Origin of the sequence: Paenibacillus sp. FSL F4-0097 (assembly GCF_038593125.1) — a bacterium.
Taxonomy (GTDB): Bacteria; Bacillota; Bacilli; order Paenibacillales; family Paenibacillaceae; genus Paenibacillus_AQ; species Paenibacillus_AQ odorifer.
On record NZ_CP151965.1, the window covers coordinates 1,221,369 to 1,235,716 of the forward strand.

The 14,348-nt window shown below is 44.8% G+C and carries 9 protein-coding genes; 4 read left to right on the plus strand and 5 right to left on the minus strand.

The window, feature by feature from the left end; genetic code table 11:
• The first annotated feature begins 15 nt into the window (after positions 1 to 15).
• The 3 genes from MHH86_RS05290 to MHH86_RS05300 all read left to right on the plus strand — a co-directional run bounded on the left by MHH86_RS05290 (position 16) and on the right by MHH86_RS05300 (position 7,088).
• Positions 16 to 1,605, plus strand: a complete 1,590-nt coding sequence (locus tag MHH86_RS05290) for an extracellular solute-binding protein (RefSeq protein ID WP_042124676.1) — start codon at positions 16 to 18, stop codon at positions 1,603 to 1,605.
• Between the two features lie 64 nt (positions 1,606 to 1,669).
• Positions 1,670 to 3,442 carry a hypothetical protein gene (locus MHH86_RS05295; protein ID WP_036680394.1) on the plus strand — a complete coding sequence of 591 codons (1,773 nt, stop codon included), beginning with the start codon at positions 1,670 to 1,672 and terminating at the stop codon, positions 3,440 to 3,442.
• A gap of 70 nt (positions 3,443 to 3,512) precedes the next feature.
• A complete protein-coding gene (locus MHH86_RS05300) occupies positions 3,513 to 7,088 on the plus strand; it encodes a hypothetical protein (RefSeq protein ID WP_042124678.1) in 3,576 nt (1,191 codons plus the stop codon).
• Between the two features lie 45 nt (positions 7,089 to 7,133).
• Here MHH86_RS05300 and MHH86_RS05305 read toward each other — a convergent pair whose 3' ends face one another.
• The 5 genes from MHH86_RS05305 to MHH86_RS05325 all read right to left on the minus strand — a co-directional run bounded on the left by MHH86_RS05305 (position 7,134) and on the right by MHH86_RS05325 (position 13,046).
• Positions 7,134 to 8,822, minus strand: a complete 1,689-nt coding sequence (locus tag MHH86_RS05305; protein ID WP_036680398.1) for an alpha-glucosidase — start codon at positions 8,820 to 8,822, stop codon at positions 7,134 to 7,136.
• A gap of 37 nt (positions 8,823 to 8,859) precedes the next feature.
• Positions 8,860 to 9,681 (minus strand): carbohydrate ABC transporter permease, encoded by an 822-nt coding sequence (locus MHH86_RS05310; RefSeq protein WP_170914277.1) that lies wholly within the window; start codon positions 9,679 to 9,681, stop codon positions 8,860 to 8,862.
• Entirely contained in the window at positions 9,678 to 10,544 is an 867-nt protein-coding gene (locus tag MHH86_RS05315) for a sugar ABC transporter permease (protein ID WP_036680400.1), read from the minus strand. The genes MHH86_RS05310 and MHH86_RS05315 overlap by 4 nt, the downstream gene beginning before the upstream one ends.
• An 82-nt stretch (positions 10,545 to 10,626) precedes the next feature.
• Complete coding sequence (locus MHH86_RS05320) at positions 10,627 to 11,886, minus strand: extracellular solute-binding protein (RefSeq protein ID WP_036680401.1); 1,260 nt, start codon at positions 11,884 to 11,886, stop codon at positions 10,627 to 10,629.
• A gap of 155 nt (positions 11,887 to 12,041) precedes the next feature.
• Positions 12,042 to 13,046, minus strand: coding sequence for a substrate-binding domain-containing protein (locus MHH86_RS05325; protein WP_036680403.1), 1,005 nt, complete (start codon positions 13,044 to 13,046; stop codon positions 12,042 to 12,044).
• A gap of 346 nt (positions 13,047 to 13,392) precedes the next feature.
• Here MHH86_RS05325 and MHH86_RS05330 point away from each other — a divergent pair, with 346 nt between their 5' ends.
• Positions 13,393 to 14,346 (plus strand): AraC family transcriptional regulator, encoded by a 954-nt coding sequence (locus tag MHH86_RS05330; protein WP_052096809.1) that lies wholly within the window; start codon positions 13,393 to 13,395, stop codon positions 14,344 to 14,346.
• The last annotated feature ends 2 nt before the right edge of the window (positions 14,347 to 14,348 follow it).

A 14,348-nucleotide genomic window follows, 5' to 3' on the forward strand; every position in this document is an offset into this window, starting at 1 on the left:
AAGGAGGAATATCAAATGAAAATGCTGTCTAGAAAAAATGCTTATACCTGCTTCACTGCCCTGATTGGGGGAACGCTCATCTTGTCTGGCTGTGGCAATTCGAAGGGAGGTAGTTCTGAGGGAACTGCCAATGCTCCATCCAAGCCAGTACCGATTGAATTCTCGATGAACGTGAACACGGTTCCAGATGTTAATAACAATGAAGGGATCAAATGGTTGAATGAAAAGTTCAATATGGATCTAAAATTCACACCGATTCCAAACTCTAATTTTAAGGAAAAATTCAATGCGATGGTCGCTTCTGGCTCGATGCCTGATGTATTTACCTTTAATTTCGATGCAACCGCGATCAAGCTCATCAAGCAAGGAGCCGTCGCTCCGCTCGACGAGTACATTTCGGAGTATCCGAATTTGAAATATACCCAGCTTCATTATGATAATGTCAGCTATGATGGGAAGGTTTATGGTATTCCTATTGCACGCTCATTGCTTGCTGCTCCAAACGCGCCGCTGATCCGCCAAGATTGGCTGGATAAATTGAACTTGCCTGTTCCGAAGACATTGGATGAGCTGTACGCTACCATGCAGGCGATGACAAATAATGACCCGGACGGCAACGGGAAGAAGGATACGTATGGGCTGCAGCTTGGTGAAATTACTGGTCGAGCAGGCGATTTCAATGGACGGGAATTTTGGGGAACAGGCGACCTGTTATACAGTTTCGGTCTTGATGGCTCGGGCTGGGTGCTGAAGGATGGTCAGCTTGTTATGAACGAAGCGATGCCTGAATATAAAGTTTATCTGGATTGGCTGAAAAAAGCTGTCAGCGAAGGCTTGGTTGATCCTGATTTCGTCTTGAACCAAGCGAATGAGGCACAGGATAAATTTTTCAAAAACGGAAAAGGCGGAATTGCCTTCGACTTTGTTTCGATGATCCGTAATTTTACTTCGACCGTTCCAGTGACTACACCTGGGGCTAAGCTAACTGCATTTGAACCTCCGGTTGGACCTAATGGCGAAAGCGGAGTCGTATCTGGTCCGGGTAATGTAGGTGTCATCTTTATCAGTGCTGAGGCCGCGAAAGATAAGAATAAAGTGAAGACGATTCTGCAATGGCTTGACTACGGTCCGTCCATGGAAAATGGTTATGTTGTAGACGGTGTACAGAAATACAACAAATTGCAAAACTATGGGCTTGATGGCGTTACCTTCAAAACGAACAGTGACGGCAGTGTTGAAGTGACCGATAAGGATAAGCTGAAAAAACTTGGAGGCGGATACATTTTGCCAACTCAAGCACTTCCGAATCCGGAGAACACGAACTATACAAAAGATTCGGATGATCCTGAAACATTGGCACTGGAAATCGCTGCTAACGATATTTTGCTAAAGCATCTGAAAGTAAGCCCCATCGCCGGACTTCATTCCCCTACAGAACAAAACACTCCGGATATGTACATGGATCTTGTAAAAGCCAAAGTGAAATACGTCATGAGTCAATTGAGCTCTGAGGAATGGGACAACGCGCTTAAATCGTTCATGGACAAAGATGGTACAAAAGTGACGCAAGAATTTAATGAAGCACTGAAAAACGCTAAAAAATAAAGCTTCTCCCCCGGTTTCCGGGGGATATTTTCAAATTATCCTCTGTAAAGGAAGGGCAAGACATATGATGAATTCATCAATCCAACAAGTCTATAAAGATGTTATAGAGAAGCAGTGGAAGGATTTCGACAAGCAGTGGCTTGCACTTAAGACTAGGAGAGGCCCAGCCTACAATTATCATACTAATGTGCGCGACGCAGAGGTTCATTTGATTCGTGAATCGTTTTATTTTTCCTTATCTTTACTAGACCGCCAAGATGAGGGCGATGCCGAACTTGCGGCGCAAATGATCGGCTGTCTGCTCGACTTCCAGGAACTAGATAGAGAACACCCTTATTACGGAATTTGGCCTTATTATATGGAAGAATCAGTCGCCGATATGGCCTCTCCTGATCGCAATTGGGCTGACTTCTGTGGGAAAGCGCTCATTCAGGCCTATGTGGATCATGGCGATAAGTTGCCGGCTGAGCTACAGGGTCGAATTAAGAATTCACTGGAGGCAGCTGCTGAATTAATTAAAGAGCGCAATGTATTACCTTCGTATACGAATATTTGTATCATGGGGACTTACGTAGCACTGCTTGCAGGGGAATTGCTCGACAACAAGGACTTGTTCACTTACGGACGGAGTAAATTGAAGCTTCTGCATGAATATTGCACACTGCATGGTGCATTTACGGAGTACAATAGTCCGACTTATACCATTGTAGCGATTGAAGATTTGTCACTTATGCTCAGACATATACGGGACACAGCCAGTTTAGAGATGATCCGTGAGCTGCATGACATGGCGTGGGCTTCCATCGCTGAACATTATCATAGCACTACTGGACAATGGGCAGGACCCCATAGCCGATCATACGAAACGCTGCAAGGAAAGGGATTATTGTCATTCTTACAGCTTGCAGGGCAGGGACGTCTCCATTTCTTGGATGAGGATGAGCTGGAGATCAGCGCGCTTTGGGTGCGTGTCGGGTTAAATATGCCGGAACAGTATGTGTCTTATTTTAAGGAATCACGCGCTGCTTCATACTCGGAAAAGGTGATAGTTAAAGGAGCTATTCCGGTAGTTGCATCTTCTTACCTGACGCCTGAATTAGCGCTTGGTTCTTTCAACCATTGTGATCTGTGGAATCAGCGCAGACCACTGACCGCGTACTGGGGAGAGAGAGGGCATGCTTCCAGCCTGCGTTTCCGCTGTCTTCATGACCAATATGATTTTAGTTCTGGATTGCTACACACGGTTCAGCATCGTGGTATGCTGCTTGGCATCGCTCATTTCTGTGCGGATCATGGTGACAAACATTTTGTCTTGGACCCTATTCATGGAGTGGTTAAAGCTACTTCCTTACTCTTTCGATTTGAATTCGGTGGAGAACGAAGTCAGCTGGTGATGCCGGAGCAGATAGAAGCGGGCAAACCGCTGTTAATCCGTTCTCCATATGTAACGATAGGGCTTGTGTTTGAAGATTACCGTTTTGGAGCTTATATACCGCAGCTTCGCGTGATCGAAGAAGAAACAACAACCTCTCTGGAAATCATCCTATATGAAGGAGCAATTAAGGAGTTGAAGTTAACTGAACTAAAGGAAGCACATCTTGCGTTCGGATTAGTGGTTGAAAATGCGAATGGTTCAGAGGAAGAAATACTTGCTAAGCTTGCTGGTATAAGTACGGTAAACAAAGAGGGGCAGTTACAGCTTGCTTATGAGGATCCGTGCAAAAAGTTGGAATTACAGGTGCCAACTGGGGTATTGCCATTCCGTCAAACGATGGAGCAGGCTGCTGGAAGGATAGAAATTAAGCTCGAAGCGGGAGCGCCGATATGGTCGGTGTAAAAGGAGGAGCAGCTTCACGCTCGCTCCAACAAAAACATGTAAGTAAATATTAAGGTGTGGGAGGTCAACTATGAAGGATAGATTGAAACGAAACCCAAGCAAACGGTGGTACTCGCTGGTACTCACCATACTGCTTACAATCACTGCCGTTAGTCCGGCAGTGGAAGCTGTCGGGCTAACGACCATGACACAGGACACACCGATCTATTACGATAGGGTAGACAATGTCTATCCTGATTTGGCCAGAAGTGAAGTAATGCTGGACTTTTTTGAACAGAACCTAATTGCCAATCAGCAGCCTGATGGACGTTTTGACAATTATCCGCAAAAAGTATATGTCACAGGAGATACCTTAACCGCAGGAAACGTTACAGATAATTACGGTTTTGAGTCTGGCGCATCTGGCATAGCGGAAGGCTGGAGTATTATTGACGAAGCCGAAGGAGCACCAGAACAGGTAAGTGTCGCTTGGCAACAGGATGTTTCTGCGGCTCTGGAGGGTAAGAGTTACTTTGAAATGACAGCGCATTCATTTGGCAGTGCTGCGCTCGTACAGCATATAAGTAATCCGCTACATGTTTTGGTGGACTACACAAATCCCGCTGATGTAACGCTAAAGCCTGGCAGCCTGATGATTTTCAGCGCTTTTTATAAAGCGGATCAGGTTATGACAACACCACAAGGTCGGGGAATTTATGGCAAAGTGACATTTGTGGATCAGGGTGGTACCCCGATTGGAGACCCTTATGTGTTCAATGCTGCATCCAATGCTGCATCCAATGCGGTAGACTGGCAAGAGATTCGCGGGCTTGTGACGGTTCCTCCACAGCAGCCTGCTGGCATTATTGTGCAAGTAGGCTTGGATGAGAGTAAAGGAACCGTAATGTGGGATGGTGTCCGTCTGATGCGTGTGAACACATCGGTTGGAAGCGATCAGATTCCATATGCAACGAAAGGAACAGCAGCAGTTCCGAACGCCGGATTTGAATCGTCTGCTTCATGGATGCCGGTGACAGAAAGCGGATCGGTGGATTCCATAACACCGTCGGTCGCTGGAGGTTATAGTGGAAAGGGTGGCTGGATTGTGTCCTCATCCACCTCGGCTGTCGCTCTACTGAGCAATACGCTGTCCGCATCTGGTAACGGGACGCGGCAGTTTGGTGGGGATTATCGCATTTTCAACGTGAAGTACAAAACAGAACCGGGTTTTACCTCTACCGAAGAACATGGCGTAGAAGCTCGTCTTATCTATCTTAATCAAAGGAAGGAGCAAATCGGCAGCCAGAGCTTTTATGGAGATTCGACAGGGGGAGAGTGGATGGAGATCAATGGCGTCTTTGATACTCCATATCCCGTTTATTATGTGCGGATCGAACTGCGGAGCAATCATGCCCAAGGCACGGTAGTTTTTGATAATGTCTCATACATTGGTGTAGATCAACAGGCCAGCAGTACGGAGGCGGGCTTCGGCACGATAGGGCTGCTCGCTTTCAACTGGGTCCGCGGCGGCAAAACAGACGAGATGCTTGCCAAACGTGCTAGAGACGGACTTGATTTTTATTTAAATAGTAGAGTCACTGCAATCGATAATATTGCTAATGCAAGTAAGTTAATGCCCGGTCAGGCTAACAGTGGGGCAGCTTATGTTCCATACAGCGTAAGTGGTGCTACTACAGGTGCAGATTATCCAACGACAGCCTTTGGTCTGCATAACTTGGCTACGGCTATCGAGTATGGAGACGACTTGTTTACGCCACAGCAAATGGAGGACGCCAAGGAGAAAGCTTTGTCAATGTGGAATTGGCTCACTCGGGTAAGCCAATTCAATACACAGCAGTCTATGAACCAATCACTTGTCGCTTTGTTAGGTGGGATTCAGATGGCGAACCTGGTTCAAGATGATGCGTTGAAAAGAGAAATTCGCGATTATTATGCGGCAGGCATCGACGGCACAAATCTCCCGATAGTGTCTGGTGGCATGCGCAAGGCCGCGCGGCAAAATATCGATGGTTATGATATTTTTTACGAAGTTAATGGATTTGACGTGAGTTATGCGGGCGTTTCGTTAAGCGACTTAGCCGGTATTATGCAGGCTCTTCCCGATCAGGATGCTGGTTATGGTGATGTGAAGGAACTGCTATATCAGGATGGCTTGGAAATGGCGAACTATTTCAACATTCGCATGTCTGCGGATGGGTGGATTTTTGCGGGATCACGGCATAACGAGGGCGGCAGCTCAGCTTATAATATGGGGAACTTTTCAGGGCTTTCGTACTGGGGTCATGCACTGCAAGCGGATCTCGGTCGTTTTTTGATCAAATCGTTCGGCTCTCCTGTAATGTCATACGGGGATACAGCCAATTTGGGACATCTAGCGGTACATGGTCCGCTGCAAATGTACGAAACAATCAAGCGATATCCGTGGGATCGTACTCAGCAGCAGAAGCTGGAAGATAGCAGCATGCGCAAAGGAGAGGTATCGATTTATTTTAAAGCCGATTCCAAGCAGCCGCTTAATATTTCTGTATCCGGCACCGATTTCATGGAGAGCCTGCACGATACCGGAAAGGATGATCCCGATAAACCAGGCTTCCCAAAAATCGATCGGGTGAACGGTTGGTATGCAAAAGGGGCTGACGGAAACTGGAAATACGATGATATCAAACAGCTTACAGTGAGTCACGAGCTTCCTTCTTATTATGTACACCAAGATGAAGGTACGACAGCGAATGGAGTTAATTTGACGAAGCAATATTACATCACCGACGGCAAATCGTTATATAATCTTTTAGCGGTCCGGTTCGGATCTGCTCAAAGCTATTTATCACTTGGTGAACTGATCGGCTTGCCATATATGTCTGTACCAAATCGGGTGTATATTCCGGGGGAGAATGAGCTTGATCGGATTCGTATTAATGGTCTTTACGGCACGGACGGTACGCCACTGCTCGATTTAGCTCAGGATAGCGGTTCTGTATCAGCACCTGCTTTTGTGGCGGGGACGGCCAGAATTACCGGATTCCCGATGTTGAAGGCGGAGAATGCACCCGCTGGAGGAGCAGCCAAGCCGACATGGTTATCCACTGCAGATGAGGGGGCGCTAAGCACAGGATTTGTTACTACACCCGGAAAAATTATGGACGATTTGTATTCAAAAGCGTTATGGGATCCAACGAATGTTCGTTCTTCCGCGAACAACGGAAATATCGTTCAGTTCGCCAACAGCGATAAGATTACTGTTCAAGTAACGGACAGTACACTTCCTGTATCCTATAAAGAAGGAGACTGGGTCTACTTCGTTAGTAAAATCGAGCCTAATGCAGAGGCGTCCGGCTTTACAGTCAAATCAGTTGCGAAGTATACAGGACGAACGGACGTACTTCGTGTATTGATGATTGAAGATGAAGGGATGCAACTGGTGTTGTATGACGGGCACTCCCTGTTTATTGATAAAGCGGGGAAAGCAGCTTTAATTGATGGTCATCTCGTTCATGGATCAGGTTTGTCTTTGCTTAGGGGACAACTAGACCGTTCATTAGGAGACGATCCAGAACAATTTCCATATATATTAGATTTGAACGGGGACGGCCAAATTGATGCTGATGATTTGGAATTAATGTCAGTGAATCAACTTCAGACAGAGTAGTATCAAAAAAAGGAAGAAGTCGCGAGGACTTCTTCCTTATTTAAATTATTTAAGCTTATATACACGAGCTTCATAAGGACGAAGCTGAATTGTGTTTAGTTCTTCTTCTGGATTTATTTCGTAGTTGGCAATAAGCAATTCCTTCGCTTGGAATTTCACAGTAGAAGGAAGTTCGAAAGTCGTAGGCTCTCCGAAGAAATTCAATACAACCAGTAGCTGTTCTTCTCCAAGAGTACGTAGATAAGCGTATACCTGCTCATTCTCCTCGGCCAAGATTGTATAGTTTCCGTATACGATAATCTCATGCTGCTTACGCAGTTCAATTAGCTTCTTATAGTAGTGGAAAATAGAATCGGGATCAGCCAGTGCCTTCTCTACGTTGATATCTTTGTAGTTAGGGTTCACAGCCAACCACGGATTGCCGGTAGTGAAGCCTGCCTGCGGTTCCGAGTTCCATTGCATCGGCGTACGGCCATTGTCCCGACCTTTGATGTAAATGGAATTCATGATTTTTTCTTCCGAGTGTCCGGCAGCCAAGTATTCCTTATACATATTTACAATTTCAATATCCTTGTAGTCATCGATGGAAGCAAATTGAACATTTGTCATGCCGATTTCTTCACCTTGATAGATGTAAGGTGTACCTTGGAGCGTGTGAAGCAGTGTTGCTAGCATTTTGCCAGACTCTTTCGGGAACAGCTTATCATCACCAAAGCGGGATAGCATACGTGGCTGATCATGGTTGTTCATATACAAGCTGTTCCAACCCTTACCGTCGAGTGCGACTTGCCACTTGGAAATAATGGACTTAATGTCCGCCAGCTTCCAAGGCTGTACATTCCATTTACCTCCAGGACCAGAATCGACGTCCATGAGCTCGAAATGGAATACCATGTTCAGCTCGTTACGATCCTCGGAAACATACAGTGAAGCTTCTTCTGGAGTGACATTAACGGCTTCACCCACGGTCATGATATCGTACTTGGATAGCACCTCACGGTTCATTTCCTGCATATACTCATGTACGCGTGGACCGTTAACGAAATAGTCTCCACCGAAGTGGTACGTAGGCTGTTCTCCGTTACTTTCCCCAGAAACGCTAGGTAATTCCGGTACTTTGGAGATCAGGTTGATTACGTCCATGCGGAAGCCGTCAATTCCTTTATCCAGCCACCAGGTCATCATATCGTAGATTTCCTTGCGGAGCTTTGGATTGTCCCAATTTAGATCAGGTTGTTTACGGGAGAAGAGATGGAGGTAATATTCCTCCGATTTCTCATCGTATTCCCAAGCTGATCCACTGAAGAAGGAGCCCCAGTCGTTCGGCGGCTGTCCGTCTTTACCCGGACGCCAGATATAATAATCACGATAAGGATTATCCTGCGATTTGCGGGACTCTACGAACCAAGCATGCTCATCTGAGGAATGGTTGACCACAAGGTCCATAATCAGCTTCATGCCACGGCTGTGAAGACCAGCAAGCAGTTCCTCCCAATCGGAGAGCGTTCCGAAATCATCCATAATACTTTGATAATTACTGATATCATAACCGTTATCGTCATTAGGCGACTGGTACACTGGGCACAGCCACACCACGTCGACACCAAGATGATTTAAATAATCGAGTTTCGAGATAATCCCTTGCAGATCACCAATGCCATCCCCGTTACTGTCTTTAAAGCTGCGAGGGTAAATTTGATACACTACGCTTTCTTTCCACCATTTTTTATCCAAGGTTGTAATCTCCTATCTCTATATAGATCTAGCTATTTTATTTAATGGACCCTGATGTAAGTCCGCTGATAATCCATTTTTGTGCGAACAAATAGACGATGAGCATCGGGGTTAATGCGAGCAAATATGAAGCGAAAGCTAAGTTGAAATCTGTACTGAACTGCCCCTGGAATACATATTGTACCAGCGGAAGTGTGTAGGAATCCTGATCGCCGAGCAGAACCAGCGGTAGCATAAAGTCATTCCAAGTGGATAGACAAGACAGGATACCGATCGTTGCACTAACAGGAGCAAGAAGTGGAAAAATAATCTTCCAGAACGTTCCAAAGGTCGATGCGCCGTCTACTGTAGCCGCTTCTTCCAGTTCATACGGAATGGAACGGATATAACCGGTGTAAACAAACACGTTAAAGGCCAGACCATAAACGACGTATAGAATAATAATCCCTACAATGTTGTTCATGTGTAGATCCGTAGTCACTTTGACCACAGGCAGCATGATAATCTGGAAAGGGATAAACATTGCGCTGATAAAATAGAAGTACAGCACTTTGAAAAATCTTCGCTTCATATTACGTGCAATAGCATAGGCTACCATGGAGTTGGTAAGCAATATGAACACGACTGTTGTAACGGTAATCACGGTACTATTTCCTAATGCATTGAAGAAATTCGTTGCTTTAATCGCATTGGAGAAGTTCTCAAAATGCAGGCCAGTTGGCAGCGAGAAGATAGATTGAGCCATTTCCTCGGGATTCTTGAGTGCGATGGCAATGGTCATGTACAGCGGAAACAGGATCAGTAGTGAGCCTAGGGCGATAAGAATCGTTACAGGCCAGTTGGTTGATTTTTTGATCATAAGTCCATCTCCCGTTTCTGCAGAAATTTAAGCTGAAGGGCGGAGATAACGACAATCACGATAAAATAAATCACGGCGTTCGCCGATTGATAGGCAAATTCTCCGCCTTGGAAGCCGCCTGTGTAGATTAAGTGGGCAATGGATTGCGTTGAACGACCTGGACCCCCGCCTGTCAAGGCAACGATTTGGTCGAATACCATTAGACCGCCCTTCATCGCGAGCACCATATTGATGGTGAAGAAGGAAGCAAGCATTGGGAACGTAATGCTCCAGAATTCTCTCCAGCGGCTAGCGCCGTCCAGATTGGAAGCTTCGTAAAGATCATGAGGAATGGTTTGAAGGCCCGCGAGATAGAGAATCGTGTTATAAGCAATCCCCTGCCAAACGGCTACAATGACGATACCGATCCAAGCCCAGTCCGAGTTACCGAGAATGTTCTGTGATAGGAATTCGCTGCCGAGCTTCGCACCCCAAATAGGGAATACATTAGCGAACAAGTAGTTAAAAATAAAACCAACAATCAATACGCTGAGGATATTCGGTAAGAAATACACGCCACGGAAAAAGTTTTTAGCTTTAATTTTGGCGTTAAGTCCAAGCGCAATCAACAAGCTGATAATGTTGATAAGAATAGTGGTTAGAATGGCATATTTAAAAGTGAACACATATGAATTCAACACATTTTCATCTTGAAAAATGTTAATGAAGTTCTTAAATCCTACGTAATCAAAGCTGTCACTAAAGCCGTCCCAGTTCGTGAACGAATAATATATACCCTGGATTGCAGGAAAGGTATGGAAGGCAAAGAAAAGAAGTAATGCCGGTATAGTCATCAGATAAAAGGCGACTCGGCGTTTGGCCATCATGTAATCCTCCTCATTGTAAAAGCGAAAGAGAAGAGGGGAAGCCCCATTCTCTTTCGCGGTTCATGTTTGTCTGATCAGTTTATTTCCGGTTAGCTACTTTATCCCATTCCTTATCAAGCTGTTCTAGGTAAGCTTTAATGTCTTTCTTTTGCAAGAAGGATTGGTTGATGGTATCCACTTTCATTGCACTTGGGATGTAGTGGTCAGCAAAGTCAGCCAAGTTGCCAGCGGTAAACGCTTCTTTAAAGCCATCCATTGTTGGATCATCTTGTGTTACACCTTGTACAGCTGGGAATGCTTTTTGCTCATTGATGTATAGGCTAACATTCTCAGGTTGAAGCAGGAAGTCTACGAATTTCTTTGCTTCTTCTTTATGTTTAGTGTTCTTGGAAATCGTCAGTAATGTATCTACGCCAGAAATGACCTTGTTATCGGCAGCATTATTTGTCGCTGGGAATGGGAATACGCCAAGTTCAATGGATGGATTGGCTTTCACGATTTCTGGGATCGCCCATACGCCTTGCAGGTACATTGCGGATTCACCTTTAGCGAATGCTGTGTTTCCGTCATTGTAGCCTTTACCAAAAATATCTTTTTGTCCGTATTCCGTCAGCTTAAGCAGCTTTTCAGCAACCTCGTTAAAGCTGTCTGAGAAGGTTACAGTACCTGCCGCACGCTCCTTGAAGAAATCATTCCCTTTAATGATCGTGGAAAGGGAGTTGAACGGCGTAAGTGTTGTCCATGAATCCTTCAGTGTCAGGTAAAAAGCATTTTTACCGCTGTCCTTGAACTTTTGAGCGACAGCCATGAACTCATCCCAAGTAGTTGGAACAGTCACACCGGCTTCAGCGAACATCGCTTTATTGTAAATGACACCACTTGCGTTTGAAGAGAATGGAAGACCATTCAGTTCTTCCGAACCTGTCAGGTCTTTCAGCATTTGGAGATATGCTGGCTGGATATTCTCAGCAAGTGGATCGCCTGTGAAATCTTCAAAAAGACCGCTGCCAGATAACGTCTTGTAGGTGTCAGTTGCTCCGATCCCTACCACGTCAGGAATATCTTTTTTCGCTGCACGAGTTTTCAATACCGTTTCAGCATCTGGCGGGTTAACCTGTGTGACAACAATATTTGGATTGGCTTCATTGAATTTCGCAACCAGCTTGTTGAAGGTGGCTTTGGCTTCGGTTTTATTTTGGAAAAACTCGACTTTTACCTTTTCACCGGAGGAGGCATTTCCACCACTATTTGCGCTGTTGTCAGCCGCATTGCTACCACAGGCACTAAGTACGGACATAGCCAGTACGCTAACCACTACGGGTTTAATTGTTTTTTTCATGATAAATCCTCCTAATAATGTGTTGGTATTATGGTGAATTTGGTAAGAGTAAACGTTTACGTTGATTGCAGATTTAAATGATATGCATGTTCTTCTAAGCGACGGGTATGCCATAAAAGAGACAGTAAACGTTTACGTAATATTGATAAAAAGACTTAGGTAAGCGATCTTACCGTTTGTCTTTCCACAATTGTGTGATCGACAATCTGGCTGTTCACAGACTCGCCTGTTTCAATCATCTGAATGAGCTTCTCCACGGCGATCTTTCCAATATCGTACAGCGGTTGGCGTACTGTTGTTAAAGGCGGAATAACCATTTTGGCTAATCCAAGATCGTCATATCCCATAATGGAGATATCCTCGGGCACGCTTAGACCATTTTTGATAACGGTGGAGAGGGCACCAATCGCCATTTCATCACTAGCAGCAAAAACGGCAGTCACATCAGGCGCTTGCTCCAAAAGAGTCTCCATAGCTATACTTCCGCTCTCATACAAAAAATCTCCGTAAGCAAGATAGCGGCTGTCAAAAGGAATGCCATTTGCTTCAAGCGCATGCTTGTAACCTTCTGCTCTTGGCGCACCAGCGATAAGATCGCTAGGGTTCCCACTAATCATGGCTATTTTGCGGTGACCTTTTGAAATTAAGTAGAGGATAGCGTCAAAAGCAGCTCGATAATCATCTACTTTCACATAAGGGACCTTGGCGAATTCTGTTTGGGAAGAGACCAGTACAACGGGGATCCTCATGGTTTCTAGCACATCGTAATATTCTTTCTTAAGGACTTCACTCGAAAAAATAATGCCATCAACCTGTTTCTCTCTCAGGAGCTGCAAATACTTCAACGTTCTTTTACCGTCCTGATCGGTATTGCATACCATCACACTGTAGTTCCGGTCATTGGCCAATTCTTCAATACCTTTGAGCAGATCGGAAGAGAAGGCACCAGAAACACTAGGGAACATAACACCAATGGTCTGTGTACGCTTATTGATTAGACCCCGGGCAATCGCATTGGGTTGATAACCAATTTCTTTGATCGCCTCATTTACCTTTTGTTTCGTTTTGTCCGAATACCCACTTAAATTGTTTAGCACGCGAGAGACTGTGGCAATGGAAACGTTCGCTTTCTGTGCAACATCTTTAATCGTTGGGTTCATTCCTATGAGCTCCTTAAACTACGGTTATCCTTGAATTAAACGCTTACGCTGATGAGAGTAAGTTATGAAGGAAGAGAACGTAAACGCTTACCCCGAATATAAATGCTGGTAGGCGCTTTTGTCAACTGTACTTAAAAAATAAAAAAATGATCAAAACTACGCAAGAGCAGTAATCTTTTAATAGGAATGATACCGATGTATATACCAAAAATTTACTTAGAAATATCGGAATTGACAAAAGAATATTGGAGGTCTAACATTTAGAGAGTAAACGCTTACGTAAAATTTTAAAATATGGCATGCAAGCCCTGGTTTTAATGATTTACTCGGATAAGGAGTTGCATTTATGAATATTTATCTCGAGATTCCGGATGTAGATAAGCACTTTCCTTACCGCAGTTTACTCTGCAATGGTGATACGTTGTGTTATCCGCATTGGCATAAAGAAATTGAAATTATCTATGTTACCAAAGGAAGCCTGAATCTGGGAATTAACGATACCCCTATTCACATGGAGCAGGGCGAGGTTCAGTTTATCAATGGTGGGGATGTGCATTATTTTCTCTCTTCACCTGAGAGTGAACGGGTAGTGATTCAATTTGACCTGAATTTGTTCCAGGAAGTAGCCGCTTTGAACGGTAATGACTACTCACTTCGTGAGGTCTTTACGCTTATGGAGTATTCCAGTTCAAGATGGCCCGTGGCAACTGCCGCGAAGGTCAAAGGGCTGATTGAGAGTATTTACGAGGAAGATGTACAGCGAAGAGAAGGGTATGTTTTTCTAATCAAGGCTAGATTGTTTGAACTGCTGACCGTTATTTTACGGGAGGTGCCAAAGAGTCCGATCAAGAAACAGCCTAAGTTCTCGGAAGATACACTGAATCAATCCAGAGAAACACTGGAAAGACTAGAGCGGATTTTTATTTATGTGGAGCAGCATTATCAGGAGGCTATTTCGCTGAATGAGGTAGCTAATTATATGGGTTTTAGTCCTTATTATTTCACCAAATTGTTCAAGAAAAACACGGGCATGACCTTTATCGCGTTCTTAAATGAATACCGGCTTAACAAAGCCAAATGGATCTTGATCAATGAAGATCTGCCGATGTCTGCCGTGGCGGAAGCAGCCGGGTTTGGCAGCGTGAAGACCTTCCATCATTTTTTCAAGGAAGCAACGGGGATATCCCCGCTGAAATACCACAAGACAATATTCGGGAATAATACAGCAAGATTGCAGGAAGAAAGCCCTTCCTCAGCTTTGTATGATAGAGATATCAAAACAGGAATAAGTGGAGGTTAGAC